The organism is Asticcacaulis sp. AC460, from assembly GCF_000495795.1.
Classification (GTDB): Bacteria; Pseudomonadota; Alphaproteobacteria; order Caulobacterales; family Caulobacteraceae; genus Asticcacaulis.
In genome coordinates this window covers 146,954-173,668 of the sequence record NZ_AWGD01000019.1, presented here as the reverse complement: position 1 = coordinate 173,668, position 26,715 = coordinate 146,954, and the positions used below count along the sequence as shown (strand labels likewise).

The 26,715-nt window shown below is 60.1% G+C and carries 29 protein-coding genes and 1 tRNA gene; 8 read left to right on the top strand and 22 right to left on the bottom strand.

The window, feature by feature from the left end; all coding sequences use genetic code 11:
* Positions 1–5: 5 nt before the first annotated feature.
* The 5 genes from ABAC460_RS35230 to ABAC460_RS35210 all read right to left on the bottom strand — a co-directional run bounded on the left by ABAC460_RS35230 (position 6) and on the right by ABAC460_RS35210 (position 5,529).
* Positions 6–1,139, bottom strand: coding sequence for an aldose epimerase family protein (locus ABAC460_RS35230; protein ID WP_052012742.1), 1,134 nt, complete (start codon positions 1,137–1,139; stop codon positions 6–8).
* Positions 1,140–1,395: 256 nt separating this feature from the next.
* Entirely contained in the window at positions 1,396–2,709 is a 1,314-nt protein-coding gene (locus ABAC460_RS35225) for an ABC transporter substrate-binding protein (RefSeq protein WP_023453396.1), read from the bottom strand.
* Positions 2,706–3,557, bottom strand: a complete 852-nt coding sequence (locus ABAC460_RS35220; RefSeq protein ID WP_023453395.1) for a carbohydrate ABC transporter permease — start codon at positions 3,555–3,557, stop codon at positions 2,706–2,708. Before ABAC460_RS35220 ends, ABAC460_RS35225 begins: the two co-directional genes overlap by 4 nt.
* Positions 3,554–4,429 (bottom strand): carbohydrate ABC transporter permease, encoded by an 876-nt coding sequence (locus ABAC460_RS35215; RefSeq protein ID WP_023453394.1) that lies wholly within the window; start codon positions 4,427–4,429, stop codon positions 3,554–3,556. The genes ABAC460_RS35220 and ABAC460_RS35215 overlap by 4 nt, the downstream gene beginning before the upstream one ends.
* Complete coding sequence (locus ABAC460_RS35210; RefSeq protein WP_023453393.1) at positions 4,426–5,529, bottom strand: ABC transporter ATP-binding protein; 1,104 nt, start codon at positions 5,527–5,529, stop codon at positions 4,426–4,428. Before ABAC460_RS35210 ends, ABAC460_RS35215 begins: the two co-directional genes overlap by 4 nt.
* 166 nt (positions 5,530–5,695) lie before the next feature.
* Here ABAC460_RS35210 and rsgA point away from each other — a divergent pair, with 166 nt between their 5' ends.
* Complete coding sequence (gene rsgA, locus ABAC460_RS35205) at positions 5,696–6,715, top strand: ribosome small subunit-dependent GTPase A (RefSeq protein ID WP_031236737.1); 1,020 nt, start codon at positions 5,696–5,698, stop codon at positions 6,713–6,715.
* Between the two features lie 10 nt (positions 6,716–6,725).
* Here the strand turns inward: rsgA and ABAC460_RS35200 are convergent, their stop codons facing one another.
* The 10 genes from ABAC460_RS35200 to ABAC460_RS35170 form a co-directional block, all read right to left on the bottom strand.
* Positions 6,726–7,454, bottom strand: coding sequence for a hypothetical protein (locus ABAC460_RS35200; RefSeq protein WP_023453391.1), 729 nt, complete (start codon positions 7,452–7,454; stop codon positions 6,726–6,728).
* A gap of 66 nt (positions 7,455–7,520) precedes the next feature.
* Positions 7,521–7,934, bottom strand: coding sequence for a type II toxin-antitoxin system VapC family toxin (locus ABAC460_RS35195; RefSeq protein WP_023453390.1), 414 nt, complete (start codon positions 7,932–7,934; stop codon positions 7,521–7,523).
* Positions 7,931–8,188 (bottom strand): FitA-like ribbon-helix-helix domain-containing protein, encoded by a 258-nt coding sequence (locus ABAC460_RS35190; RefSeq protein ID WP_023453389.1) that lies wholly within the window; start codon positions 8,186–8,188, stop codon positions 7,931–7,933. The genes ABAC460_RS35195 and ABAC460_RS35190 overlap by 4 nt, the downstream gene beginning before the upstream one ends.
* A gap of 64 nt (positions 8,189–8,252) precedes the next feature.
* Positions 8,253–8,885, bottom strand: coding sequence for a LuxR C-terminal-related transcriptional regulator (locus ABAC460_RS48290; RefSeq protein WP_023453388.1), 633 nt, complete (start codon positions 8,883–8,885; stop codon positions 8,253–8,255).
* Between the two features lie 154 nt (positions 8,886–9,039).
* The gene (locus ABAC460_RS49655; RefSeq protein ID WP_155914629.1) at positions 9,040–10,266 is read right to left on the bottom strand and encodes a hypothetical protein; all 1,227 of its coding nucleotides are present in this window, start codon (positions 10,264–10,266) and stop codon (positions 9,040–9,042) included.
* 373 nt (positions 10,267–10,639) lie between these two features.
* Positions 10,640–10,712, bottom strand: a tRNA-Arg gene (locus ABAC460_RS49650).
* Positions 10,713–10,842: 130 nt separating this feature from the next.
* Positions 10,843–11,490 carry a hypothetical protein gene (locus tag ABAC460_RS35185; protein ID WP_023453387.1) on the bottom strand — a complete coding sequence of 216 codons (648 nt, stop codon included), beginning with the start codon at positions 11,488–11,490 and terminating at the stop codon, positions 10,843–10,845.
* A gap of 674 nt (positions 11,491–12,164) precedes the next feature.
* A complete protein-coding gene (locus tag ABAC460_RS35180) occupies positions 12,165–12,419 on the bottom strand; it encodes a hypothetical protein (protein WP_023453386.1) in 255 nt (84 codons plus the stop codon).
* Positions 12,420–12,509: 90 nt separating this feature from the next.
* Positions 12,510–13,517, bottom strand: coding sequence for a phage portal protein (locus ABAC460_RS35175; protein WP_031236735.1), 1,008 nt, complete (start codon positions 13,515–13,517; stop codon positions 12,510–12,512).
* Entirely contained in the window at positions 13,507–15,336 is a 1,830-nt protein-coding gene (locus tag ABAC460_RS35170; protein ID WP_023453384.1) for a terminase large subunit domain-containing protein, read from the bottom strand. Before ABAC460_RS35170 ends, ABAC460_RS35175 begins: the two co-directional genes overlap by 11 nt.
* Positions 15,337–15,490: 154 nt before the next feature.
* On the opposite strand from ABAC460_RS35170, the gene ABAC460_RS48285 reads away from it, so the two are divergent.
* The 7 genes from ABAC460_RS48285 (at position 15,491) to ABAC460_RS35140 (ending at position 20,168) form a co-directional block, all read left to right on the top strand.
* Complete coding sequence (locus ABAC460_RS48285) at positions 15,491–16,330, top strand: capsid scaffolding protein (protein ID WP_023453383.1); 840 nt, start codon at positions 15,491–15,493, stop codon at positions 16,328–16,330.
* A 41-nt stretch (positions 16,331–16,371) separates the two neighbouring features.
* The gene (locus tag ABAC460_RS35160) at positions 16,372–17,391 is read left to right on the top strand and encodes a phage major capsid protein, P2 family (protein ID WP_023453382.1); all 1,020 of its coding nucleotides are present in this window, start codon (positions 16,372–16,374) and stop codon (positions 17,389–17,391) included.
* Between the two features lie 76 nt (positions 17,392–17,467).
* Positions 17,468–18,367, top strand: a complete 900-nt coding sequence (gpM, locus tag ABAC460_RS35155; protein WP_023453381.1) for a phage terminase small subunit — start codon at positions 17,468–17,470, stop codon at positions 18,365–18,367.
* Positions 18,368–18,471: 104 nt separating this feature from the next.
* Complete coding sequence (locus ABAC460_RS35150) at positions 18,472–18,957, top strand: head completion/stabilization protein (RefSeq protein ID WP_023453380.1); 486 nt, start codon at positions 18,472–18,474, stop codon at positions 18,955–18,957.
* Positions 18,957–19,175, top strand: coding sequence for a tail protein X (locus tag ABAC460_RS35145; RefSeq protein WP_023453379.1), 219 nt, complete (start codon positions 18,957–18,959; stop codon positions 19,173–19,175). Before ABAC460_RS35150 ends, ABAC460_RS35145 begins: the two co-directional genes overlap by 1 nt.
* 13 nt (positions 19,176–19,188) lie before the next feature.
* Positions 19,189–19,722 carry a phage tail protein gene (locus tag ABAC460_RS0124550; RefSeq protein ID WP_023453378.1) on the top strand — a complete coding sequence of 178 codons (534 nt, stop codon included), beginning with the start codon at positions 19,189–19,191 and terminating at the stop codon, positions 19,720–19,722.
* A complete protein-coding gene (locus ABAC460_RS35140) occupies positions 19,719–20,168 on the top strand; it encodes a phage virion morphogenesis protein (RefSeq protein WP_023453377.1) in 450 nt (149 codons plus the stop codon). The genes ABAC460_RS0124550 and ABAC460_RS35140 overlap by 4 nt, the downstream gene beginning before the upstream one ends.
* A 63-nt stretch (positions 20,169–20,231) precedes the next feature.
* Here ABAC460_RS35140 and ABAC460_RS48280 read toward each other — a convergent pair whose 3' ends face one another.
* From ABAC460_RS48280 to ABAC460_RS35115, 7 genes are all read right to left on the bottom strand, one after another.
* Positions 20,232–21,401, bottom strand: a complete 1,170-nt coding sequence (locus ABAC460_RS48280; RefSeq protein WP_155914628.1) for a tetratricopeptide repeat protein — start codon at positions 21,399–21,401, stop codon at positions 20,232–20,234.
* 234 nt (positions 21,402–21,635) lie between these two features.
* The gene (locus ABAC460_RS35135) at positions 21,636–21,926 is read right to left on the bottom strand and encodes a hypothetical protein (protein WP_023453375.1); all 291 of its coding nucleotides are present in this window, start codon (positions 21,924–21,926) and stop codon (positions 21,636–21,638) included.
* Positions 21,923–22,933, bottom strand: a complete 1,011-nt coding sequence (locus ABAC460_RS35130) for a phage head spike fiber domain-containing protein (RefSeq protein WP_023453374.1) — start codon at positions 22,931–22,933, stop codon at positions 21,923–21,925. Before ABAC460_RS35130 ends, ABAC460_RS35135 begins: the two co-directional genes overlap by 4 nt.
* Entirely contained in the window at positions 22,933–23,565 is a 633-nt protein-coding gene (locus ABAC460_RS35125; protein WP_023453373.1) for a hypothetical protein, read from the bottom strand. Before ABAC460_RS35125 ends, ABAC460_RS35130 begins: the two co-directional genes overlap by 1 nt.
* A 14-nt stretch (positions 23,566–23,579) precedes the next feature.
* Positions 23,580–26,231, bottom strand: coding sequence for a right-handed parallel beta-helix repeat-containing protein (locus tag ABAC460_RS35120; RefSeq protein WP_023453372.1), 2,652 nt, complete (start codon positions 26,229–26,231; stop codon positions 23,580–23,582).
* Positions 26,218–26,358, bottom strand: coding sequence for a hypothetical protein (locus tag ABAC460_RS49645; protein ID WP_023453371.1), 141 nt, complete (start codon positions 26,356–26,358; stop codon positions 26,218–26,220). Before ABAC460_RS49645 ends, ABAC460_RS35120 begins: the two co-directional genes overlap by 14 nt.
* Positions 26,355–26,696 carry a hypothetical protein gene (locus tag ABAC460_RS35115; RefSeq protein ID WP_006272295.1) on the bottom strand — a complete coding sequence of 114 codons (342 nt, stop codon included), beginning with the start codon at positions 26,694–26,696 and terminating at the stop codon, positions 26,355–26,357. The genes ABAC460_RS49645 and ABAC460_RS35115 overlap by 4 nt, the downstream gene beginning before the upstream one ends.
* Positions 26,697–26,715 lie beyond the last annotated feature (19 nt).

Sequence of the window (26,715 nt, the reverse complement as noted above, 5' to 3'; positions counted from 1 at the left end):
GGTGGTTATTTCGCGCTGAAGCGGTAGATCAGGGTGTTGGCATAGGTTTCGCCGGGCTTGAGCACCGCCGATCCGAAGTCCGGCTGGTTGGGCGTGTCCGGGAAGAATTGCGGCTCCAGCACGAAGGCGTCGCCTTCGCGGTAGATGTGGCCGGACTTGCCCGACGAGGTGCCGTCGAGGAAGTTGCCGGAATAGAACTGGATGCCCGGCTGGTCCGACAGCAGCTCCAGCTTGCGGCCGGAGACGTCGTCCTCAACCACGGCCATCAGGCGCGGTTGGGCGGTCTTCGTGCGGCTGGCCACCCAGTTATGGTCGTAGCCGCGGCCGTAGACGATCTGCTGATCCGATGCGTCACGCACGCGCAGACCGATGGCCGTGGGGGTGCGGAAGTCGAACACCGTGCCGGCGACCTTGCGGATTTCGCCGGTGGGAATGGCGCCGGCATCGGTCGGCAGGTAGGCATCAGCGATAAGGGTCAGTTTTTGCTCATTAATCGAGCGGTGGCTGCCCTCCCCCGCCAGGTTCCAGTAGGCGTGGTTGGTGATATTGACGATGGTAGTGTTGGTCGTGGTGGCCGTGTAGCGGATGGTCAGTTCGTTGGCTTCGTTGAGGGCATAGACGGCGTGGACCGTCATCTGGCCGGGATAGCCCATGTCGCCATCGGGGCTGATATATTCCAGCTCGACCGAAGCGGTGTCGCCGGACCTGGTTGAGACCACGGTCCAGTTGACCTTGTCGAAGCCCTTGGTGCCGCCGTGCAGCGAATTGACGCCGTTATTGACCGGGGTCTGATAGGTCTTGCCGTCGAGGGTGAACTGGCCCTTGGCGATGCGATTGGCGAAGCGACCGACCGTCGAGCCGAAATATTGCGGCGTCGAGACGTAAGTTGCGAGGTCGGCATAGCCCAGGGTGATGTCGGCGGGCTTGCCGTCACGATCGGCGGTGATCAGGGCCTGGAGGCCGGCGCCATAGGTGATGACCGTGGCCGAGGTGCCCTTGGCGTTCGTCAGGGTGATGGCCTCGACCTTTCCGCCATCGGGGAGCTGGCCGAAGGGGGCACGTTTGGCTTCACCGGCCAGGGCCGTAGTGGCCATAAGCATGAGGACGGGCGCGACCCAGAGGGGTGCTGTTTTGTGCATGGTTATCCCTGTGGATTATAATTATCCGATTTATAAGATAATTAATTGCCACACGTGGTCGGACACGTCAATGCGATATTACGGGATCGGGATGTCCATTTCTGCAAATCGATACTTCCGGAAAACCGGGAGTTTTTGCGGTCAGGGGCGATAGGCGGTCGGCGCACAATCGTCTTCAGAAGGCCCCTCACCCGATCGCGTTCACTTCGCTCCGCTCTCGTCCTCTCCCCGCGAGCGGGGAGAGGTGATTTTTAGCTCACGACAGGTTGGTCAGCATGTCGTTGATGCGGTGTTCGGCGTCGATCAGGGCCTTCTCCACCGGCTTGATGCCGGTGATCGCTGCCGCCAGCTCTTCGCTCAGCATGGCCTGGATGGCGAACTGGCGTTGCACATCCGTTGGCAGGCCCTGGCCGTAGCTGGTGATCGCCATCAGGTCGCGGCGGTGGGGTTGGGCCTGGTAGACCGGGTCGCCAACCACCTCCGCCATCGAGGTCAGGTGCCCCGACCGGGTCCAGTCACCTTCATGCACGCTCAGGAACTTCAGAAGGCGGAAGGCGGCCCGTTCCTGGGCCGGTGTGCGGGCTTTCTTCGGCATCACCCAGGCATGGCCGTCGACAAAGGCCGGCAGGACCGGATCGCCGAACAGGGCCGGATAGGGCTTGACGCGATAGCCACGGTACAGGGGCCGGCCGGGTTGGGCGGCTTCGTTGTCGAAATTGCCGATCATCCAGGTGCCGACGATATAGACCCCACCCTCGCCGTTGATGAAGGCCGTGGTCGCCGCGACATAGTCCAGGTCGCGCGTGGTCAGGCGTTCGTCATGGATTCGCTTGAACAGCCCGACGACTTCGCGCGCCCGCGGCGTGTTCAGCCGGATATGGTGCGGATCGGGGAAGATGACCTCATGCGCCGACAACAGGTAGGTGTAGAGGTTGCGGGCATAGGCTGCGCGTTCATTGACCGCCGACTGGACGAGATAGGGCTTGCTCGTTGCCGCGCGGAACCGGCGCGCCTGGTCCAGCAGTTCGGCGGCGCTGCGCGGCAGGACGGGTTCGCCGCCACGCACCAGCCCTGCCTTGGCGAACAGGTTCATATTGATGTGGAACAGTTGCGTCCAGGCGTCGAACGGCAGGCCGTAGACCTCGCCGTTCATGGTCACCGCCCGCCGCGCCACCGGTGTGAACTGGTCCGGGGTCACGCCCTGGGCTTTCAGGCCGGCGTCCAGTGGGGTCAGCAGGCCGTGGATCTGGTAGTCGGGGATGACCGCCATATGCATGGTGACCAGGTCCGGCGCGTCGTCGGCGGCGATCTGGGCCGACAACTGGTCGTAGCCCGGCCAGGCCACCGTGTTGATGTTCAGGCGGATGTCGGGGTTTTCGGCTTCGAAGCGGTCGAGCAGGCCGGTGATGATCTCGCATTCGCCGTTGATGTTCTGGGTCGGCGCTCCGCCTTTCGGGACGTGGGCGCGGCAGTCGCCGAAGATGCGCTGCACCGTGATGGTGGGGCGTGGATCGGGCCGGGCGCACCCGCTTAAAGCCGCCAGGCCGGTGAGGAAGACGCGCCGCCTCATAGCTTCACCATACCGGTCACGGCGCTGACGATGTGCTTCTGGAACAGGATGTAGACGATCAGCACCGGCAGGCCGGCGACGACGGCTTCGGCCATCAGCACGCCCTTGCCCAGGACCTCGACATAGTTGCTCTGGGCGGCGGCCATGCCTTCGGTCAGGGTGTACATGGCCGGGCGCGTGGCCGAGATCAGCGGCCACCAGTAGTCGTTCCACGACAGCAGGAAGGTGTAGATGCCGAGGCTGGCCAGGGCCGGCACGGTCTGGGGCAGCAGGACGTGCCAGAAGGTGGCCAGGCTGTTGGCGCGGTCGAGCCGGGCGGCGTCATCCTGGGCGCGCGGAATGGCGCGGAAGGCTTCGGTCATCAGGAAGACCCCCAGCGGCGCCGACAGGCCGGGCAGGATCAGGGCGCGGTAGGTGTTGTGCCAGTGCAAGTCGGAGAATATCTGGTGCCGGGTCAGGATGACGGATTGATCGGGGATGGCCAGCCCGGCCAGGACGATCAGGTACAGCCAGTTGCGGCCGGGGAACTCCAGCCGGCCGAAGGCGTAACCAGCGAGTGACGACAGGGTCAGGACGCCGGCCACGGTCGCGGTCGAGACGACCAGCGAGTTGAAGAACCAGCGGAACAGGGTCTGGTTGCGCAGCAATTCTGCGTAGTTGTCGAGGGTATAGGGCCCGTGCAGGTCCAGCGGCGCCTGGCGCAGCAGGTCGATATTGGTGCGGAACGACAGGAACACGGTCCACAGCAGCGGCGCCAGCACCAGGGCCAGCATGACGGCGCAGAAGGCGATCCGCACCCAGGCCCAGAGCTGACGGCCGCGTACACCGGGAAGCGCCACGGCGGTCATGCCCGCCTCCACAGGCGCTGGGCCAGTTGCGGCACGAAGGCGGCGACCAGGATCAGGGCGAACAGCATCTGCGACGCAGCGGCGGCATAGCCGATGTCCCACTGGTTGAAGCCGGTTTCGTAGATGTAGAGCACCAGCGGTCGCGAGGCGCCGTTGGGCCCGCCCTGGGTCAGGAGTTGCGGCTGGCCGAAGACCTGAAACTGCAGGGCGCATTCATAGGCAGTGACCAGGACCAGGGCCGGGGTGATGGCCGGCAGGGTGATCTGGCGAAACACGGTCCATGGCGTGGCGCGGTCCAGGGCGGCGGCCTCAAAGACGGAACGCGGCACCTGTTGCAGCGCGGAGAGGAACAGCATCATCGGCAGGCCCAGACTCCACCAGACGGTGACGGCGGCCAGGCTGGGCAAGGCCAGGTTCGGATCGCTGAGGAACGGCAAGGCGGGCAGGCCGATCGCATGGGCGCCGTGGCTGAGCAGGCCGCCGTCAATGGCCAGGATCTGGCGCCAGATGATGGTCATCACGGTCACCGACAGGACCGACGAGGCGAAGACGGCGCTGCGCATGAAGGCGGCAAACCGGGTGGCGCGGTTCAGCGCAAGCGCCAGGCCCAGCGCCAGGACGACCAGAACCGGCACGCACATCACGACGAACAGCAGGCTGTTGCCCAGGGCCTGCAGGAAGGTGGCGTCGCGGAACAGGCGGATATAGTTTTCGAAGCCGATAAACCGCGCGCCGCCGAACAGGTTGGCGCGGTTGAGGCTGAGGCCCATGCCGGCCAGAAGCGGGTAGACCAGCAGCCAGCCATAGACCAGCAGGAACGGCAGGGCGAACAGCAGGTTCGGCCAGCCCTGGCGGTTCAGGCGCCCAATCATGCCGGTTCCGCGTGGTAACCGCGGCCTTCGGCGTCGAACAGGTGGGCGCGGGCGCCGTCGAGGGTGAGACCGACGGCATCTCCGGGTTGGTGCGGGCTGATCCCGGTCTCGTTGGCCACGATCTCGCGGCCGTCGGCCAGGCGGACATGAATCCACGACTGCTCGCCCAGGCGTTCGACATAGTCGACCGTGGCCGGGATGGCCGTAGCGGAGGGTGCAGTGATGGCGACGTGCTCGGCGCGCAGGCCCACCTGCCAGCCCTCCCCGGCCGGCAGGCTGGTATGGGTGATGGCCGTGTGGACCTTGTGGCCCGACAGGTCGAAGTCCGCCTTGCCATTGCGGGCTTTGGCGATGGTCCCGTCCAGCACGTTCATCGGGGTGGCGCCGACAAAGCGGGCGACGAACAGGTTGGCCGGCCGGGTGAAGATCTCCAGCGGCGTGCCGACCTGCTGGATGCGGTGTTCGTGCATGACCATGATGCGGCTGGCCAGGGTCATGGCTTCGACCTGGTCGTGGGTGACCATGACGAAGGTGGCGTTGAGGCTGCGGCTGAGCTGCGCCAGTTCTCGCCGGGTGTGCAGACGCAAGCCCGGGTCCAGGCTGGACAGGGGCTCGTCGAGCAGCAGCAGATCGGGCTTCTTGACCAGGGCACGGGCCAGGGCGACGCGCTGTTTCTGGCCGCCGGACAGGGTGGCGGGCTTGCGGGCCAGCAGGCCGTCGATGGCCAGGGCGCCGGCGGTGGCCTTGATGCGGGTGTCGATCTCGGTCGCCGGCACCTGCATGTTGCGCAGGCCAAACGCCAGGTTCCGTTCGACCGTCATATGGGGATAGAGGGCGAAATCCTGGAAGACCATGGCAACGCCGCGATCGCCGGCGGGCAGGTCATGGATGGGACGGCCGTTCAACCGGATCTCGCCGCCATCGACCGTTTCAAGCCCGGCGATCAGGCGCAGCAGGGTGGTCTTGCCGCAGCCGGACGGCCCCAGGATGATGAAAAATTCACCGGGCGCGATGGCGACGGACAGGTCATCGAACAGGCGCAGGTCTCCGAAGCGTTTGACAACGCTGCGTATTTCCAGTCCCTGCGTGTGGTTCGGCATATGCGTGTCTGTCGGCCGGCGTTAATTGCGCCAGCTCCGCCCGCACGATCTGTAACCCAAAGCCTGGAAAAGCAAAAGAGCCGATGGCGGTGGATGGGCATGTGGATTGGACGATACTTTGCCGCCGCAATGCGATAAAAGCCGTCGTCATGATGATGCCAGCCAAATGACCAATCTCGGCCAAGAAACAAACCTGGGCCAAAGAGCAAACCTGGGATGGACGGATTTCTTCGCCGACCAGGTCACCGACGACGAAACCCACCTGGTGCCATGCCGCATCGCCCAGGTTCACCGCGCCCGTCTGAGCGGCCTGTCAGCGGCAGGGCCCGTCCGGCTGAACCTGCCGGTCGGGACCAACACCGGCGAATACGCCGTCGGCGACTGGGTCCTGGTCGATCCGCAGACGCAGGATCTGTGCCGGCGCCTGGAGCGACGGACCCTGCTGCAACGCCCCGTCGACGGTCAGGTCCTGCCGCAGCTGGCGGCCGCCAATGTCGACACCCTGTTCATCGTCACCTCGTGCAATGCCGATTTCAATCCGGCGCGGCTGGAACGCTATCTGGCCATGGCCAACGAAGCCGGGACCACGCCGGTCATGGTGCTGACCAAGGCCGATCTGGTGACCGACGGCCGCGCCTATGCCGACGAGGCCGCGGCGCTGCAAAGAGACCTGGCGGTTGTGACCGTCAACGGGCGTTCGGCTGAAGCTATCGCCGCCCTGATGCCGTGGTGTCAGCCGGGCCAGACCATTGCCCTGGCCGGGTCGTCAGGCGTCGGCAAATCGACCCTGGTCAACACCCTGTCCGGCGCCGATCAGGTCACGGGCGGCGTGCGCGAGCACGATGACAAGGGCCGGCACACGACCACCGCGCGTTCGCTGCACGCCATGGCTGGCGGCGGCTGGATCATCGACACGCCGGGGATACGCAACCTGCATGTCGGCAATTTTACCGCCGGCATCGACACCCTGTTCGCGGAAATCACCGAGCTGGCGCCTCAGTGCAAGTTCAGCGATTGCAGCCATGACCATGAGCCGGGCTGCGCCGTGCGGGCGGCGGTGGCTTCGGGAGAGCTGGACCAGGATCGCCTGACCCGGTGGCGCAAACTGTCCGAAGAAAACGCCGGCAACACGCAGGTCCTGACCGGGCCGCGCGGCAACCGGACGACCCAACGGCCGCGGCGGTAGCTGTGACGGTTCAGTTGGCCGCCACGGCCTTGAGGTGGGCGGCGTCGATATGCCAGCGCAGTTGCTCCGCCGAAGCCCCGTCGACACCATTGACCCGCCGGACCGTGTAGTCGCCCGTGAAGCGCTGGCGTTTGCCGTTGTCGAGCGTCGCATCGATGGTCACCGGAACCGTCTGGTAGATCGACCCGGCGCCGCCTTCGGCGGGCTCCAGCTTGCCGATGGTGACGCGCGTCGATTGGGTGTGGGCAAAGCCGGCCTGGAAGGTTTCGCGGGTCTGGTTGGGCTGGCCGTGGTCACCCCACTGCCGCCAGGCCGTGTCGAAGTCGCGGGCATTGAGCGCGGAATAGTAGCGGGTGATCACGGCAGCGGCGGCTTCGGAGCTTTTCGGCGCCGGAGCGCAACCGTCCATGGCCGGTTCCTTGTCGTCGAAGAGGGCGCAACTGCGGGCGATCTCGTCTTCGATCATGGCGCAGCTATTGGCCGTATTGCAGGGCGGATGGGTCGCCGGCGAGACATTGCGGCAGACTTCGGCGAGGTGGTCGGCGGGGCCAGTGCCGATCTCGGTCGCGCAGGAAATGGGTTCGGACGTCAACACCGTCGAAACGGTGGACGAGGCAACAATGGAACTTACCGTCTCCGTGGTCTGCACGGAGGTCGTTGTCTCCGCCTTGCCGCAGCCCGTTATGGCTATCGACACTCCGAACAAAAGCGAGAGGCCGGTCATCATGCGAAACATCATCTTATTCTCCTGGCCTCACCTAAACCGGATCGTCGGTAAAAATCCAATGCGCCGGGACGATCCGCCTCAGGCGGAGGCCCATGGATTGACCATGTGAAGCGGGAGCGATTCGAAGTCCTTGATATTTCGGGTCGCCAGGGTAGCCCCCGTTGCCGCAACAATACCCGCGATCATCAGGTCGGCCGACGACACATTAAATCCAGCCGACTTGCGTTCGGACCGAAATTGCCCCGCTTTCAGCGCCGCCGGGTGATCCAGGGACAGGACCTTCATGGTATCGAGCAGGCGTTCAAAGCGGGAATGAAGATCGGTTCTGCGTTTGCCCTCCGGAAGCTGACCCAGACCGAATTCGATTTCAAAGACTGTGATGACCGTTGTCGCAATCGGGACGCTGGTTATAGCTGTCAGCCAGGTTTGAACACGTACATCAGGTTCGGCCTTCATCAATTCCGAGACGACATTGGTATCCAGAACGATCATTCACCGAAGGCTTTGCTGCTGAAATCGGGGATGGAACGCTCCGATTGACGATCGGGCTGTTCGAGTTCGACGGCGTTCGCGCCGCCAAACAGTTCGCGGGACAGTTTCCACAGTTCAGGCCCCGTGACGCCGCTCACCGCCTGCCGCAGAATTACCCGCACCTCTTCTTCCATGGAATGGCCGTTCATGGCGGCGCGCACACGCAAGCGCTCTTTCGTGCTGTCTTCGAGATTTCTGATGGTCAACATGCCCATGGCGCACCTCTCTGCACAGTACAGTGTACACGCTGCCAGCGTTGCATGCAATGCATTCAAGCCATCACGTGGGCGCGACCTGTGCGACCTGCGCCATCAATGCCAAGGGGCGGCCTTCGTTGTCGTTGAAGAAGGCCATCCATTCTTCGACGCCGTTGTCATGCTTGTGGATCATGTGCGGCGCATTGATGAAGACCACGCCACGGGCTTCCAGTTGGTTTTGGGCGGCATGGATATCCGCCACCTGGATGTAGAAGATCGAGTCGCCCTCCCCCTTCGACGGCGAGAGAAAGAGACGCGTGCCGCCGCAGTCGAAAAAGGCCAGGTCGCCGAAGGAATAGAGGTGCGTCAGGCCCAGCACGTCGGCGTACCATGTGCGGGCTTCCTCGATATTTTTGACGCCTCGGGCGATCTGGCCAACGGGTCCCAGTTTCATGGTGTCTCTCGTTTCATGTCGATTGCGGAGGGCGCTGCGCAGGGCGACACCCGGCCATTGCCGCAGTTGCGCCCGGCGCGTCAGCCCCAGCTTGGTGAGCGCATTGCTGACGTGGTATTTCACCGCGTCGAGACTGACGTTGCGCAGGGCGGCGATCCGGCGATTGGTCAGGCCGTGGCGAACAGCCTCGACGATCTGCCATTCCGTCGGAGTCAGGATATCGGGATCCGGCGGTCGCCCCCGGGAAGATCGATCGTTCATGCCGGAAGGTTAGCATGGGGGCGGAGGATTTTCCCTACCCGTTTGCAGTCACACGGTCGTGTGCAGGACACGACCCAGCGAATCCTCAATGACGCAATTGATACAATATACATATATTTTTCAAATTATAAATATAGTAAAAAAAAATAGAAAATTACTTATTTGAAATGGAAATTTCTATTGCGTTTATTTCAGATTGCGAAAAATGATGACGTACAAGCGATTGTATAGACTCAACTTTCACAAGATTTGAAAAAATCTTTGACGTTTGAGTACGATCAATTACGCTTTCCGATTCGAGGACATATTCATGTATGTTCGTTGCGTAGCCAAGAACATCATCGTAGCTAAGTCCAGTTTTCATAACAAATCCAGCCATAAATTTTACGATAGGTCGGACAATTTTATGTATATTGAATATTTTTCTGGAAATTCTCTGGCCAGAAGTAAGCCCGGCTTCCGGTAAAATTGCTTCAAATGACTCATCAATCCACTTGACCATTTTTGAAATTTCTATCTCACTTTTAGGCTTTGTAACAATTTGATTAAAATTCAACAATTCCTTTCGAACAATGGAAAGTTCATCACGTAAATCACGTATTACATTTTTAATATCCTGCCTATTATTGGCTCTATCCAGAACTATAGATAATAGTGGCGGAAGCCTGAATGTGCAAACAATAGGAGGGCTATTCCCAACCGATTTTTCCCAGGAAATATTCAAGCCACCGTAAAATCGCTTTTGAAAACCATCTCCCCGGCGTGATTGATTAAGCCTACTATCAGAAAAATATGCCGGAATTCCGAAGCCTGACACGGATGCGTTAATCGCATCGGAAACATCCTTGCTCCAATATTCATCAATAGAAATTTCCGATAATTTTTTACCTAACAATGGACTTTTCGAGAAACTCGCATCAACAATTACACCATTTTCTGATTTTACATATTCGGGCGCGATAATATAATCTATAGAATGAGCCATCGACATTAATTCGTAAGAAAATTCAGACCTATTTTCACTACCCCTTAAGTAAGTTATCAATCCAGAATCAATTTCAACTTTCGCGCCGTGACAAATAACATGAACAACTTCATTCAGCAAAAGAGCCTGACAAGCTAGTTCAGCCCGCTCAATGTCCAAATAACTCGTGACGCCCCCCTCTGCGATTTTTGATATAGCTGCTACCGAAGCGACATCCAGGAATGATGCCCCCATATCCGGGAGATTCGTATCATAAATTGAAACTGCTCTATACTGATCAACAGCTTGCGTCACAGCTCCAAAGCTTGGAATTACTGCTGTCGAAATACCAGTCCTGAGACGCGCTTCCTCAGGCCGAGTTACTAAGAATTGATTATATCCGTGGTATTCGCTCATATTGTGATCACTCAGGTCGAGAAGGCACGAGAGATAAAAAACTTCTCATATCTCAACTTTCGTTTGAAACATACACTTGTTCTCTCACGCCTTAAGTCCACGAGCAAATCCTTCCTCCAAAAATCTATCCAATGGCTTTCGAGATTTTTGCGGGTCAGGGCGGGCACCACTCAATAATAATCCTACCGCTGGTGACGGTGCGGAGCAATTGATGCGCGGCGTTTTAACGCCGCTTACCCCTACGGGGCGCCTCCGCTTCGCTGCGGCGTCGCGCGCCCTTTCGGGTCGCGCCGAACGCAATGGGCGTTCGAACGATCCGGGTGCCATCCAAACCAAAAAGGCCTCCCGCAGGGGGAGGCCTTTTTGGTTTGGATGGCGCACTCGGAGCGATTCGAACGCCCGACCCTCAGATTCGTAGTCTACCAAATTTTCACCATCTTTCATGCGGTTAGGCAGGCTTAGCCTGTAACAACGCCGCATGGCATTCTCACACGTACCTCACCAAGTCCAACGGCCTAGTCTTTTCAGCCCCAGAGTATCGGACGACTTTCGTAACTGTCGATCCTTACTGCCTGGTCAAAGATAATCGCTCAAAAAGGTTCCCACAAAACGAATAAGCTCATCAACATCTGACTTTGTAAACTCCTCCGGTTTTCCGTGCGCCGCGCTGTTGCGTACTGCGGCAGCGGCCGTAATTCGCTTTTGAACGAGGTTATTGTATACGTTCGCTTTCGCAAGATCGGCGTTCATCCTGTCCATTTTGCCGTGGTCAATACTATGATCCGTGCAGAGGCTCCGAAGAGCCGTTTCAAGCACTATGCCGGCTACGACCGCCGCCGGCGACACATATCCCGAGACAAACAATTCCCTCGATATTTCCAATTCTTCGCTAAAAACCTCCGCATGTATCAGGCTACGGAGAGAATTTAGAAAACCTGATTCAAAGTCCTCTTGTGTGGCGCGCAGCGCTGCTCGAATTTTGCGTAGATGGTCAAGGTTCGTCGAGTACATACTAGGTTTTTCGGCGACGAGAACTGCGTGATAATGTTCAGAATCGCGGCCGGATACTAGCTGTATCAGATTTTTAGTCTTAGTTTTCCAAGTTAGATAGGATTCATGGTCTACCATCTCATAGCTGTCTGAACGGTATTTATGCCGCTCAAGTTCGTCCGCTTGGGCGAGCAATTCAGTGAACCGTGCACTGAAGCGTTTTTTATCCTGCATTTGAGCATCCCCTTTTCTACTTCTCGGTCCTACCCCAAAATGTCCGGGGGTACGCGGGAAAAATCTTACCTACCTTACCTCATTGTTTTTACGTGGTTTTCAATCTTATTTTTGTCTTACCTGAGCCTTACCAAGTAACTAACCTATAATATTACTTTTTATAAAAAATAAGTTGTATATATTCAAAGAGGTAAGGAAATCGGCCATCAGATGTAAGACGAGGTTAGACGCCATTTCTTACCCGCGCGAGACACAGCAAGCATCAGAATTAATTACACTTTTTGATATCTGCGACATAGAGAACTGCGCTATTTTAGGCAGGTAAGACTTTTCCCGCGTGCACCCTCAAATTTTGAGCGCAACCATTCTAAAAATAATGTCCAAAAATCCGGCGAAAAACGCCCTCTGACCGCGTCAAACTGCGTCTGGGCTTGGAACTCCGAAAATCCAAACTAAGCCCATGACAGGCCAACATAACACCGCCCTGCCCGGTCTGCATCGCAATCGCCGATTTGCGTCTTTTTCCATGCAAGAAGCCAGCGGGCGAGGCGCGGGGCCTAGCGCGGGCTCGGGGTTTGGCACGGCATGTGTTGCACTTGCGCTACACAATCGAAGAGGCCGACAAGGTCGCCCCTGCCGGCTTGGGATCGTTCTTAGTCTGGGGTTCGCCCGGCCTAGTCGACCTTCGGCTGTCCTTCCCTGGCCATCTGGATAATAGCTTGGGCAAAGTACATCGATCGGGCGAGCTGATCGTTTCCGATCTTGTCGTTATCGCTGTCGAGGATGGCGCCCTTGAGATACGCCCGCGCTGATGCCGGGTTGATATCGCCCACGCCGGGCAGGGATGCGACCACAGCCATCAGGCCGTTGATCTTATTGTTGACGTCACGCAGGTCCGTGGCGTCCAGATACTGGGTTTTAACTTCCATAGATTTCTCCTTATGAGGAGCCCCTATGTAGTTACGGCAAGGCGACAACCTAGGCCCGTGCAACGCGGGTAACGCAACCGTGAAGACTCCCTACGCAGCAGCGGCTCCGGCTGGCGGCTCCCACTTCACGAACGCCACCGCCTCAACGCCCAGCCATTCGTTCAGCTCCAGAAACCGCGCCTGCAACGGCAGGATCTCCACCCGCATGAACGTCGACTCCGCCTTCTCCACATCCCCGAACCCGCCGGTGTTAGACGGCACCACGCCCAGCAGCTGGGGCGGCACGCGGTGCGCAGCCAGGATGTCATCCCGCGTGGTGTTCTTGATGTTGAGGAACTCATCCTTAGCCGAGGCATCCCCGATCGGTATGATCTGCACCCCGTCCTTCTTGCCCTTCGGCGCATGAATGAAGATATTCCGGAAGTTCCCCTTGCCCTTCGTTCCCTTCAGGCTCTCCTCGATCTCATCGGCCGACGTGTCATCGATCGTCTCTTCGTTGAGGTAGAACACGAACCCGGCATGCGCCCCGTTCTTGAAGTACCGACGACGGAACAGCGTGGACTCCTCATTCAGCAGCGCGCTCTGCATCGCCGACAGATACCCGGGCAGACCATAGATTTCCTGGCAGGCGTCATGCTCGATCAGCTGGAAGACCGATCCCTTCTTGAATTCGTGCACATCCCATCGATTATTCACGAAGAAGAACTCCCCGTCCTTCAACCCTCGCTTGGTGTTGATCGCCATCGAATGCCGCAGGGCCATCGGGCGCCCGCCGATACTGTCCACGCGCTCGACATACCCGTTGCCGGCCCACAGGAAGTCGTTGGCCCACTTCGAAAACTCCCCGCGGCTCAACAGAGACGACGGCACAAACAACGAAACCAGCAGGTTACGCTTCACGTCGATAGCCGACCTGTGGTGCGGATTGACGTTCAACAGCCGCGCCAGGTCGCGCATCGCCACCGGCGGCTCGTACCATCGACCATTGCGCCAGGCCTCTGCGTACAAAGCGACATCGCGCCGATCCAGAACGGACTCCGGCTCGCCGAACGTGAACATGCGCCCCTTGCCTGGGCTGGCCTTGGCCTTAGTCGTCATGGAGTACCCTCACTCTGGATTTCTGGCCGCCCTCTCCGGCGTCCAACGGTTCGCAATAAAGACAATTCAACAGCGCCCAGCCGATATCGCCGTGCCCTGTTTCCGCCGACCGCCGCGCGACATAGGTCAGTTCGCGCCCGCCCTTGGTCAGCTCCGGATGGATGGACATCAGCGCCGCGGCCAGATCGGTCCAGCCCAGGTCGAACTCGCACCGGCGATTCCGGAAGACGTTCTGCGCCTTGTGAACCATCAGGCTCTTGGTATGGACTGAATAGTCGATCCGCCGCGCCCGCACGAAGAACTTGGCCACCAAGTCGAAGACCGCCTTGCCGACGCCCGTACAGTCGATGGCGATTTCCGTCACATGGTACTTCTTGGTCAGCTTCCGGATCTCTTCGGCCTGCTGTTCGAAGTCCAGCCCGCGGAACTTCCGCCGCTCCAGAACCCGGAACTTGTCCTGTTTGTTCTTCGGCGCGGCACAGACCACCACGCCGGCGCCGTCGCCCTGCTCGCTGGCGTCCGGATCGTAACCGAGCCACGTCTCGCCGGCATAGGGTCGCAAGGCCAAAGGCTGGAAATCGTCCCACACATCCCAGCTGTCGACCATGCACGGTTTCACCAGCGACAGCGGGAAAGACGACTTGCTGTCGTCGACGAACTCGCACCCGAACAGGTTGGCGAATTCGTCGATCGAATATTGCAGCCGCAATTCTTCGATATCAACCAGGTCGAAGCCCGCCTCGATGGCGTCCTGCAACGTGATGATCTGCCGGTAAATGCCGTCCGGCCCGACCACGCCCGCCTTCAGTGCCTCGTGGCTGATATCGATCTTGACCCGGTCGGCCTTGCTGCGCTTGCGGTTGAACCGTTCGCCCGTCCACATCGGATAGGACGGATGGGCAATCGTCGACGGCGTCGAAAACAGAGTGATCGTAAACCGCTTGTGGGTCGCGATCGCCGACGCCACCTTAAAGATGTCGTCGAAGCCGTAGATCCAGGCATATTCGTCTATGATGACATCGCCGGTATAACCCTGGGCCGTGCGATAATTGGTGCCCAGGAAATACAGGGTCACCGGCTCCAGGATATTGCCGTCCGCGTCCTGGCCGCGGTCGATAACCATCGGGTCGCCGGTCAGCTGGACGCCGGAAACCTTGTAGACAAAATCGACGATATAGTTGCGAAAGATGTTCGCCTGGGCGCGTGACGCCGAAATGAAGATCTGGTTGTTTCCGGTCTCCAGCGCCCGCATGAACCGTTCGCGCGCAAAGTACCAGGTCGCTCCTACCTGGCGCGACTTCAGCAACATCCGAATCCGGCGGCCCGTGGTACTTAGCCAGTTTTCCTGATACCCGAACAACCCCTCCCGGAAGGCAGCATCCAGCTTCTCGACCGTCTCGCGGCTGATCAGGTTCTTGCTGGCCTTCTTGCGGTCACCCTTGTTCCGGTTCTGAACCTTCGGATTGAGGTCGCCTTCATGCCCGCCTGGCGCTTCATAGCGGCGCACCCGGGCCAGCCGTTCCATCTCGCGGCCTAACAGGTCGATTTCCTTGAAATCGTGGCCGGTCTTTTCCTCTTTCATGACCAGCAGATTGAACCGCGTGGTCAGGCAGGTTTCGGCCTGCATCAAAGGTGAAGCGTCATCCCATTTGTCGCGGTCCTTCCAAGACTGGACCGTGGTGCGTGGAAGCTCGATCTCTTCGGCAATCTGCGAAACCGACCATCCGCACCAATACAAAGTCCGAGCATGCCGCTTCGGATCGAAGGGCTTGACGGCCTTGTCTGAGGTGGATGCCGGCTTTTGCTTCATGCCGGCCATGGTTACGCGCGCGCCCGTAGTCTGATGACGTCAACGCCTTGTGATGACGGCAATCACAAGGCGTCCGCGTTGCCAATCCGACCCGGCTGCGCGCGTCAATAGGGCTCAATTTCGGCGTTTCAGACGCCACCCTTTCGACCCTGGAGCCCGTCCCATGAAGCCCAAGAAGTTCCGCGTCGCCGTATCCGGCCCGACCATCGACGGCCGCACGATCGAACCGAACTGGCTGCGCGAGGCCGCCGAAACCTTCAACCCGAACACCTACGGCGTCCGCGTCAATGTCGAACATATCCGCGGTATCAGCGGCGACAAGCCCTTCGGCATGGTCGGCGACGTTGTCGGCCTCTCCGTCCAGGAAGACACCCTGCAAATCGGCGGAAAGCCCGAAAAGCGCACCTGTCTCTACGCTGAAATCCTGCCGAACGATCGCGCCAAGGATCTGAACAAGGCGGACCAGAAGGTCTACACCTCGATCGAACTCTACCCAGACTTTGCCAAGACCGGCAAATATGGCCTGACCGGCATTGCCGTCACCGACACGCCGGCTTCGATCGGCACAGAACGCCTGCAATTCTCCAAGGCCTTCGCAACCGTCCCGACCGACCCGCACGAACACGACAGCTTCAAGTTCGACGAAGACAAGCCGACCGAAACCCAAAACGCCCTGACGATCGCCCTGTCGTCGCTTTCCGCCGCGGTCACCGCCCTGACCGGCGGCAATAAGGAAGTGCCGAAGGTCGAGGTCATCACCCCGAACGCCCCCGCACCCCAAGGCCTGGAATTGTTCGCCGCGGGCATGCAGGCCCAAGCCGATGCCACCGCGGCCCTTGCCAAGTCCGTCACCGAATCCTTCGGCGCCCTGCGCACCGATCTCGACACCCAGCGCCGCGATTTCGACGCGCTGAAGGCCATCGTCGAGAAGACCCCCGACGCCTCCTACACGCAACGCCCAGCCGCCACCGGCGGCGACGGTCGCGTCCTCGCCGTCTGCTGATCGCCCTAACCTCTTCCTGCCCTTCCGGAGCCTAAACGAACATGAAAACCACGACCCGCATTGCGATGAAGCAGTATGTCTCGCACATCGCGCTCATCAACGGGGTGGCCGATGCGACGGAAAAGTTCGTCGCCGCCCCGGAGGTCCAGCAGACCCTGGTCACCAAGCTTCAGGAGTCGAGCGACTTCCTTTCGCGCATCAACATGCCGCTGGTGACCGAAAAGTCTGCCCAGATCATCGGCCTGTCAATCTCCTCGACCCTGGCCGGCCGCGTCAATACGGCGACCACGGATCGTCCGGTGCAAGACCCGTCGGCGCTCGACGATCGCAGCTACGACTGTAAACAGACCAACTTCGACACCGCCCTGACCTATGCCAAGCTCGACCTCTGGGCCAAGTTCCCGGACTTCCAGGTGCGGATCCAGAACGAAATCATCAAGCGCATCGCGCTCGACATGATCATGATCGGCTGGAACGGCACGTCGGCCGCTGCCGCCACCAACCGCGGCACCTATCCGCTGCTCCAGGACGTCAATATCGGCTGGCTGCAAAAGATGCGGACCGAGAATGCCGCCCGCGTCATGACCGAAGGCGCCGAAGACGATGTTGTCACTTACGGCACAGATCCCACGGCCGACTATGCCAACCTCGACGCCCTGGTCTACGATGCAATCAACACGCTTATCCCGGTTCAGCATCGTGACAACCCGAACCTGATCGTCATCACCTCCACCGGCCTGCTGCACGATAAGTATCTGCCGATCATCAACCGCGACCAGGACAGCGAAAACATGGTCGCCAGCGACATCGTCATGTCGACCAAGCGCCTGGGCGGCAAGCCGGCTGTTACCGTGCCGTTCTTCCCGGCCGGAAAGGTCCTGATCACTACCTACGACAACCTGTCGATCTACGAACAGGAAGGCGCCCACCGTCGCACCCTGGTCGATAACGCCAAGCGCGACCAGTACGAGGACTATCAGTCGGGCAACTACGCCTACGTCATCGAAGACCTCGAACTGGCCTGCATGGTCGAAAATATCGAACTGCTCGACGCGGCCTAACCGCCGAAACAGACACCGCAGAGTCGAGAGGGATGGTGTCATGCGCCATCCCTTTCTTTTAGGAGAAACCCCGCCTATGACCAAACTCACCCCGGCCCAGCGCCACCGCGAACGTTACGAAGCCCAGGTCACTGCCGACGGCGTCAAAGCTGCCGAAGCTGAAACAGAACGCGCCGAGAAGGCGCGCAGGCCTAGACCTCAGCAATTCGCCCAGACGCTGACACCGAACCGCGAACGCAAGACCACCCTGTCACCGGCCCAGCGCCACCTCCTGCGTACAACCGCAGTCGAAGCCGTCATCGGCGAATCCGCCCCGGCCCGCCCGACCGATGGCCCCGCCGCCTCTGCCTATGACCTGCTTCGCGCCCAGCTGGGCGAACACATGGTCCAGCTCAAGGGCATCAAGTCGATCGAACGCAAGATCGAGGCGAAAAAGACCTTCCTCGAAGCCTATGACGATCACGTCACCACGGTCCTGGCTACGGCCGAAGAAACCGGCAGAGCCTCCCAGGACGAAGTCTTTGTCGAACTAATGATCTGGCGCATCGATGTCGGCGATTTCGACCTCGGACTGACCATGGCGGAACACGCCCTGAAATATGGCCTGGCCTTGCCGGAACGCTACAACCGCACCCTGCCCACCCTGATCGTCGAGGAAACCGCTGAAGCGGCCCTGAAGGTCCTGAAGCTGGAAAAGGATTTCGACATCGACATCCTCAACCGCGTTGTTCCGGTGGCCGAGTCCTTCGATGTCAACGACATCGTCCGCGCCAAGCTGCAAAAGGCCCTTGGCAAACAATACCTGCGCAACGCCCTGGCGACCGAACCGACCTCTGACGGCCCGGCCGGCGCCAAACGCGCCGCCGCCCAGGCCGCGTTCGACCACCTCACGCGCGCTTTCGAACTCTATGATGATATTGGCGTTGTTAAAGACCTCGATGCCGCAAAGCGCATCCTGGCCAAAACGCCTGAATAGCTGCCCCCGCGGCGCCCGGGGGCGGTGAAGGACCCGGCGGGATTTTCTCCCCCGTCCGGGTCCTGATCCCCACCCCCGGAACTTATTTCCTGCGATGGTGACCGATGACAAACGGCGTTTCCTTCTCCCCCGAACCGGCCCTGTCGCCGGAATGCGATGCCGTCGCCATGGAAGCGGGGTCCTTCTGGCCCCAGCCTTCGGTCAACCATTTCCGCGATGCTATGCGCATCGGCGGCACCTCGATCCCGAACGACCGTATGAAGGAAGCCCTTCTGCAGGCCATGCTGTCCGTCGACCTGGACCTGACGGAATGGACCGCGCTGAAGGTCGAAGCCGGCTATGATCTCCTGATCGAAGTCCCGTCGCCCAAAATCGGCGATGAAACCAAGCTGGTCATGTTGTGGCGCCGCGCCGTCTACCACACCGCCGCCGCGGACCTGTCCGAAACCCACGGCGATATCACTGCCACGCCCGCCGGCGCCGGCCGCGACCAGGAAACCTATCTGACCGCCGGGGATTACCGCCGCAACGCCACCCAGGCTTTGCGCGCGCTTCAGGGCCTGAAACGCACCAGATCGAGCCTGATCTGATGGCTACCCGTACCGCAACCGCCCTTCAATCCGAAACCCTCGACGCCCTGGTCTGGCGCGTCCTGGGCGCCACGGCCGAAGTCGTCGAAACCGTGCTCGGCCTCAACCCCGGACTGGCCGCCATCGCCGACGCCCTGCCCGAAGGGCATGAAGTCACCTTGCCTGCCCTGTCCGTCGCCCCCGCCAAAACCCTGACGATCGTCCAGCTCTGGACGTGACGGATTCCAGCCGATGAAAAAACCCCAGTCCCTCTACACCTTCCTGCTCGACTCCTGCCCGGAACTGAAGCGCGACCCGACCCGGATCAGCATGCAGGTGGTCGACGGCAATCTGGTCACGCGCCAAGGCGACAATCTGGGCTTTGAGATGCGGTACCGCGTCAACATCCTGGTCCTGGGCCTGACCGAACACATCCACAGCGTCCTCCTGCCCGTGATGATCTGGATCCGCACAAACCAGATCGACCTGCTGCAAAACCACGACAAGGCGGACAACGCTCTGGCCTTCGAAGTCGATATCCTAGACCGCTCGACCTATGACCTCTCGATCGAGCTGCCACTGACCGAAGCCATCGACGTCCGACGCCACCCGAACGGCGTCTATCGCATGACGGAACGTGGAGAGCCGCCGCAATGCGGCATGGAAGGCGACGAAGGTCTGGCGCTGCTGCCGGAAGATATCGTCCTGATCGTCAATGACTACGGCGAACTTCGTCTACACCCGGACGGCAGCGTCATGACCAAAGACCCGAACGCACCCGCATGACGGATGATCTTTCACCACTGATCGATGTCCTCGATGCTTGGTCCTTAAACCAGACGCCGGCCATGCGCCGAAAGCTGGCCCGGAAGATGGGCCAGGCCCTGCGAAAGCGCCAGCAGAAGAACATCGCCGCCAACGTCGACCCGGACGGCCAGCCGATGCCGAAACGCAAAAAGCGCCCGCGCGGCTCGATCGCCAATCGGGGAAAGATGTTCAAGGCTCTGCGCCAGCTGCGAAACCTGCGCCTTAAAACCAGCGACACCGAAATCGAAATAGGCTTCCCGCCGGGCAAGGTGTCCGACATCGCCTCGATCCATCACTTCGGTCTGGAAGGCGCCGTTGATAAGGAAGGTCGCATCCGCACCCGCTATCCGGTACGCCGTCTGTTGGGATTTTCGCAACAGGCCGAGGACGAAATCATGGACGCCCTGGCCGGCATGTTCCCTTAATTATCGCCGATCGGGCAATTGCGTACGCCAGGTGCTTGGTCAATTAACTTGCTAGCCATGCCATTAATACGCTTGATCACGACCACAGTTGCAGCTCGCGATATATTTCGATTTGGCATCAGCTATCAGCTTTTCGCCTCGAACGACGTCCTTCGCCACACCCTTTCCTTTGATGTACATCTGTCCAAGCTGCTGCATGGCAAATGAGGATCCTTTAGCAGCAGCTTGCGAGTACAGTGCAGCAGCCTTCTCATTATCTTTTGTAACTCCAAGTCCCCGTTCGTAAAGACTGGCGAGAAGTGCGAAGGATTCTTGGTCCCCTGTAATGATACCTTTTTCATACCATTGGCGGGCTAAGCCGTAGTTTTGAGGAGTACCAAGACCTTCCTCGTAGAGAAGGCCTATCTGGGTAGGAGCAGACCTAGCGCCAAGTTTATTCGCTTTGTCATACCAGGACCTCGCTGTCACATAGTCCTTCTTAAGGCCGCCGACGCCGAACCTATAAAGTCTTCCCAAGTTAACCATCGCATTCGGTTCACCCGCTGCAGCACCTTTTTCAAACCAGTATCTGGCGCTTGAAAAATCCCCTTTCGGCCCCAGTCCGGCCCAAGAATGTTCGCCGAGATAGTACATCGCCTGCGCATTTCCCAAGTCAGCCGCGGTTTTCAGCAGTGGCAACGCTTTCGCTACATCGCGAGTGAGCCCGTTTCTCCCCCATAAATAATCAGCGCCCAGAGTTGCTGTAGCGGTGTCGTTGCCGGCAGCGCTAGCACGGCTCAGCAACTCGAAAGATTTACGTGTATCAATATCTGTCCCGATACCGTCTGCATAAATAGTTGAAAGTGCGACCATCGCTGCAGTGCTTCCTTGATCGATCGCCCGTTCAAGAAAAACGTTCCCCATCGCATAATTCTTTCCAGACACATATGCTCGGCCCAGATTGAACGCGACATGTCGATCGTTGCCCCGCAAATCAAACGCTTTTTGGCAAGATGATATAGCCTCGACAGGGTTGATCGCTACGAACTCCACGTAGCCGTTCTTGGTTGGTCGATCCTTGTCATAAAACGCACCCGCTTTTTCGTCGCATTCAGCCACCATCTTATCGATGCTCAATGTAGAAGTCGTAGCAGCTGCTGCCGTCTGTGACAGTGGGGCGATTGCACTGCAAACAATGCAGAACGCAATCAATGGAGAAGTGCCAATTTCTCGTACACGATGATTAACTTTCACGCTCGTCTCCTCCCAGTCTGTCGCTACTAGCGTCGCTAGATCGTTAGGTGAGACAACAGGAGGCGGGTAGATATGTGACCAAAATAAGGCGAAAATTTCGTGTATTGGATGATTGCCGCTGCGTTGCAACACTGCCGGACTTTAGTCTGAGTCGAGGTGGTCACGCTAGAAACGCAAAAGCAAGGCAAACCCGCGCAGTCGCAGACTAAGCGGATAACATTTCGCCGAAGGTTACTATCTACGTACGAGAGCGAAAAACTCTGCCGCCGCCGCTTCATCGGCAAACCGCAGAAACACATTGTCCGCCCCGGCAAAGGCCTGGCTGGGCGATTCCGGATAGACCCGCACGCCTTCGGGGATCTCGCGGCCCTCAATGACCGAAGGCGCGACATTGAGATGATAGCCAGGCGACCAGGCCGTCACATCGCGAACCGTCTCGCCCGACTCTTCGTCGATCCGCTCCGGGCCCCACGACGCAGCCACAGCCACAGGCCCGTCCATCACGGAAGGATTAAACCAGCTCATGTTCGCACGCCTATGATGTCCACAATATACCGCCCGTTCAACGTTGCCGGATCCGGCGTGTAGCCGCTTCCGGTCACCACCACGCCGGCGACCGTTTGGTCGGCTGTGCCGTCGCCAAACTTGAACGTCACCGTGTAGGTTCCTGCTGGCGGGAAAAGCGCCAGGGCGCAGGCCGCCCGCGTTGCCGCCGACGTAGTGTTATCGATCGGAGACCCCGGCTTCGAAGACGCCGAAACCATGCACGCATGAATGACCATGGTCGCCGTCGATGACGATGTCGCCAGCCGCGTCGAATTGCTTGCCGGAATAAAGGCAATGATCGGCGTGCCCGAAGAAGACGCCGTTGCCGGCGCCTTGATCCAGATCCGGTACTTTCCGACTGCCAGACGCTCGATCCCGTAGTCTGTGACAGCGCTGCCCATCGTGCCGGGCGCGCCGGCGTCCGTCAGGTCGAAATTCCCCCAGGCGTTCGACCCGAAGGCCGCCGATGGGCAGGCCAGCTGCACAAAGCCACCGCTCAGACCGCTGACAATGGCCTGGGTGATATACGAGGTCGTATTGACCACGCTCGCACTGCCGCCCGTGGCATAATGCGCCACCGCAGCCGTGCCGTTCGACGTGTAGAGGACGGCATTGGTACCGCCGAAGGTGTCAGCCTGGCCCGTGGTGCGTGTGACATTGGTGCCGCCGCCCCAAGATCCCGGCCGCATGGTATAGTTGGCAACCGTCGTCTCCGACGGCTCATACAGCAGCCCGCGATCCGTGATGGCGGCATTGCCCGAGGTAAATGCCGTGAACGACCCGGCCGAGTTGCGGGCATACTGGACCGACGCGCGCGTAAAGGTCGCCGAGGTCGGCGCCGCCATCAGATTGGCCCAGCTGGTCCGCGCCTGGCCATTGATCCACGACAGACCCGCCGCTGGCTTGATATGAAACGCGGCGGCGGAGGCGACCCACAAAGGAATCGCCGCGGAAGCCAGTAAAGCGCGCCGGACCCCGATGTGCATCAGCCTGCGTCCGTCAGGGTATTGAGGGTGACGGAAATATCCGACACCGAAGCCAGGGTCGTTGGACTGACACAGATCAGGACGCCGTACAGATCGTCCGACGCCGACGCCACGGCTTTGCCGATATTCGGCAGCTCCCAGATGGTGTGCGTCCCCAGCCCGTTGTCCGCCGCCCCCAGCGTCAGGACGCTGACAAGCTTGTTATAGTCGTTGACGTGGATGACCGGCGCTTCGTTGTTGGTGAAGGTTGAAGACGTCGGATCGTCGCGGAACAGATACAGCTTCAGGCCCGTGCTCTGGACCGACTTGCAATTGACCCTGAGGCTCTGGATCACGCCGGAAAACAGCGCCCCCATCACCCCGTCAAACGTCAGCTTGCCGCCGACGACTTCGCCGGCGGAATAGGCACCCGCCGTCACGGCGGGGGAAACCGTCACGCCCTTGGTGCGTCCGGCCACCACGAACGACGGATCGGCCGCGGTGCCCAGCGGGGCTTCCACGCCGGCAGAATTGATCACGGTCACCGTGTCGTTGATCTCGCCATGCACCGTGTCGTCACTGGACGAAATGCGGCGGACCCGCTGGCGGTTCCACTTGTCGGTATAGTCCTCAGTCGTGATACCTGCCGTCATGGCGGTCTCTCCTCTTATAGGCCCAGTCGCTGGGCCACGTTTTCCGGGGCTTGGCGCTCGAAGTCGGCATCAGTGCCGGCCGGGGCCAGCATGAATTGTTCAACCTTGAACTTGTCGGCAGGCCCAGCCACGCCGACCGGTGTCACACTCGACCGGGCGATGACGCGCGCGGCGTCAATGGGCAGAATACTGGTCGTGGTGAACATCCATTCGCCGGTGACACCGCTCGGCACCATAGTGCCGCTGCCGATAACCACGGCGCCACTGGGCGCGAGGTCGCTGTCGAGCGCTCCAGGGACCGTCTCGTAAAAGATAGAGCAGGTCGGCGCGCCATCTGCATCCGACAGATTGGCTCCGGGCGTCATCTTGTACTTTGCAACGACCTGTCGGCCGCGCAGGTCGGCCAGTTCGTCCTCACTGTCGACCACAGCAGCGAAATACAGCGGCCCGACACCATTGGTGCCTTCGTCACGCTGATATTCAAAGCCATACCGGCCATAGCTGCCCTGGGCGCGAACCAGCGTCGCCTGTCCACCAAAGCGGGCCGCCCAGAAGCCGTGCACAAACTCTGTCGGCACGGTACCGACGGCGACATTGGTGTTCAACCAGTGCTGAAACTCGCCGTTCTTGACGATCGGCCGCCCGGTAAACCGGCCACCTGCAGGACGCCCCTGCACAGATCCGCCGACATGCGCCCAGATGTAGTCGTCGAACGCGCCGACCTGGATAAACTCGATTGTGTCGTTGTTACCCAGCGTGACGGTATAGCCGCCCATCATGCGCAAGGTGTCGGCATTGTGCACAAAGGTCCAGCGGCGGCTGTTGCCGTTGCGCAGGATAACGCGCTGATGAACCACGCCCAGCGGCGACTCGATCGCGGTGACCGTCTGGTTGCCGTCCTCGACGCTCGCATTCAGCTTGACCAGGCCCGCCGCGGGAACCGTCAGCACGCCGGACTGGGCTTTTGCGACGACCTCTTCGACGGCGTAGACATAGGCGTCCGACACACTGACGGCCGGATTCTCAAAGCTGTTGCCGGCGCCCGCCGGAATGAAAGAGCTTTGATAATAGTTCCGCGTCGGATGGTCGCCATAACAGCCGCGCCACGACGTTTCGCACGCCCACGGACCTTTGCCGATCTTGACCGAGGACCGGAAATAATACCACTTCAGACCGTCAAACCAACGGACATAGCCCTCATTGTCGCCGGTCGAAGGCGCATTCTTGGGAAGGCCGGTCGCCGCGTCGATATCGATGCCGTAAGCTACCGGCGACACGCCACCCATGGCAGTCGGGACCGCTGTACCCTCGGCCGTCCACACCGTCGTCCAGCCGTTGATGTTATACATCGCATAGCGCTTGACGTTGTCGACCGCGTTGCTCGGCTGGCCCGGAGGTGCCGTGTTGGGCACATCGGCCTTGTTCGCTTCCCAGAACCGGTACAACTGCGCATCGCCATCGCTGAAATCGCCCAGGCGGTTGCCGATGCTGATACAGCCCAGGATGCGGTTACCCAGCGCACAGGCGCCGGCATTCGGTCGCACGCCAACGCAATACCCATTAGTCGGCGTGCTGCTGACGACTTCGCCCGTCTCCGGGTCAATCTCCTGACTGTACTTGCCGTTGTTCAGCCCCGTGACGTTAACCGCGACGTTGAAGCTGCCGTAGAAGTGCAGACCGTCATGCTTGTTGTCGCGCAGCAGAATATTGCTGACCCGGCAATACTTCGCCGAAATCGAAATTCCATTGTCGGCGACATTGGCGATCTCACCGCCCGTTACGGTCCAGCCTTCATTGTCGACCGTGACGCCGACGCCCTCTTCGCCGATATACTTGCTGGCCGCGTACGAACCGCGCGAGTCCGAACCCGCCGCCGAATACTCGACTTCGTCCAGCAAAAGTGTCGTCAGCTTGGATTCGTCCATCCACTTGCGCGGATTAACGACCGTGCCGCGGTGGGACCATCGGTCGCCATAGATCAGGAAGCCCGCCAGGTTCCGGCCGGAAATATTGGTGAATTCACAGCCGATGCTGCCGCGCGTTGCCTTGATCCCGACGGCCACCATCTCGCGGAAGGTGATGTCGCTGAACTTGCAGAACGGCGAATTATAAGCCTCGATGCCGGAATTTCCGGTCGAAAAGTTCACACCGCGAAAGACCAGGCCCGGACTGTCAACCGCACGGACCTGATACTGCGACGTGTTGTGCGGCCCGGTAAGGGTTCCATTACCGACCAGTCCGCCGCCGATGCAGCCGCTGAATTCGAACGCCTTGGCCCCGGTATGCCGAAGCGCGCAGCCTTCGATGTCGATGGTGATGTTGCAGTTCGTGATCGAGACGGCTGTACCGCCCATGTCTGGCCCGAAAGGCTCCGACACGGTCGCCATCGCCGAACCCGCCACGACCAGAGTCGCCGCGCTGCCGGCGGCCATGGCCTTCAGCGTGTTGACAGCAGTCTGCATCCACAGTCGGAAGGACTGCCCCTCCGGACGCGGGAAATCGGCCAGCTCAAGCCGCAGCCTGGGCGTGCGATCTTCCAGCGAGCGCAGGACGCCGCCGGTGTAGCTGGCATATTTCGCCTTGCCGCCCGTCAGAGGAACCAGCGGTTCCGCCCCCAGGGCGTGCAGGATATCATTGCGATTAAGAGGTGATCTACTGCCCGTCACGACGACGCTCCCGCATCAGATCATGCTGGGCGTGAACTTCCTTCACCTGGTGGCGACAGGCGCGATACAGCGCCGCCAGACTGAGGACAGCGAATACGGCCGCGAGGATCCAGAAGAGGCCAATCATTCGATCTCTCCGATTTTGCGCTTGGCGAAATACCGAACAGCGTTGAGCAGGAAGCCGAATCCGAGCGCGCCCAGGACCATCGAAATCAGGACCGATGTGATGGCCGGCAGGTTCCAGTAGATCGTTGCGGTCACGCCGATCGTCGCGAACGCCGGCAGGGCCGACATTTCGGAAATGGCCAGCCAGCGCCGCTTGCGGTGCCAGTGCGCCGCCTGCGCCGGGTCTTCGGGGGGAGCCGAGCCCAGGCCGAACAGGAGCATGCCCAGCTTGCCGACCACCATGGTCAACGCGCCGGCAAACCCCAGTGTCCAAAAGATCGCGATTTCGAGTTTCGACATACCCCCACTGTGGTGGCGG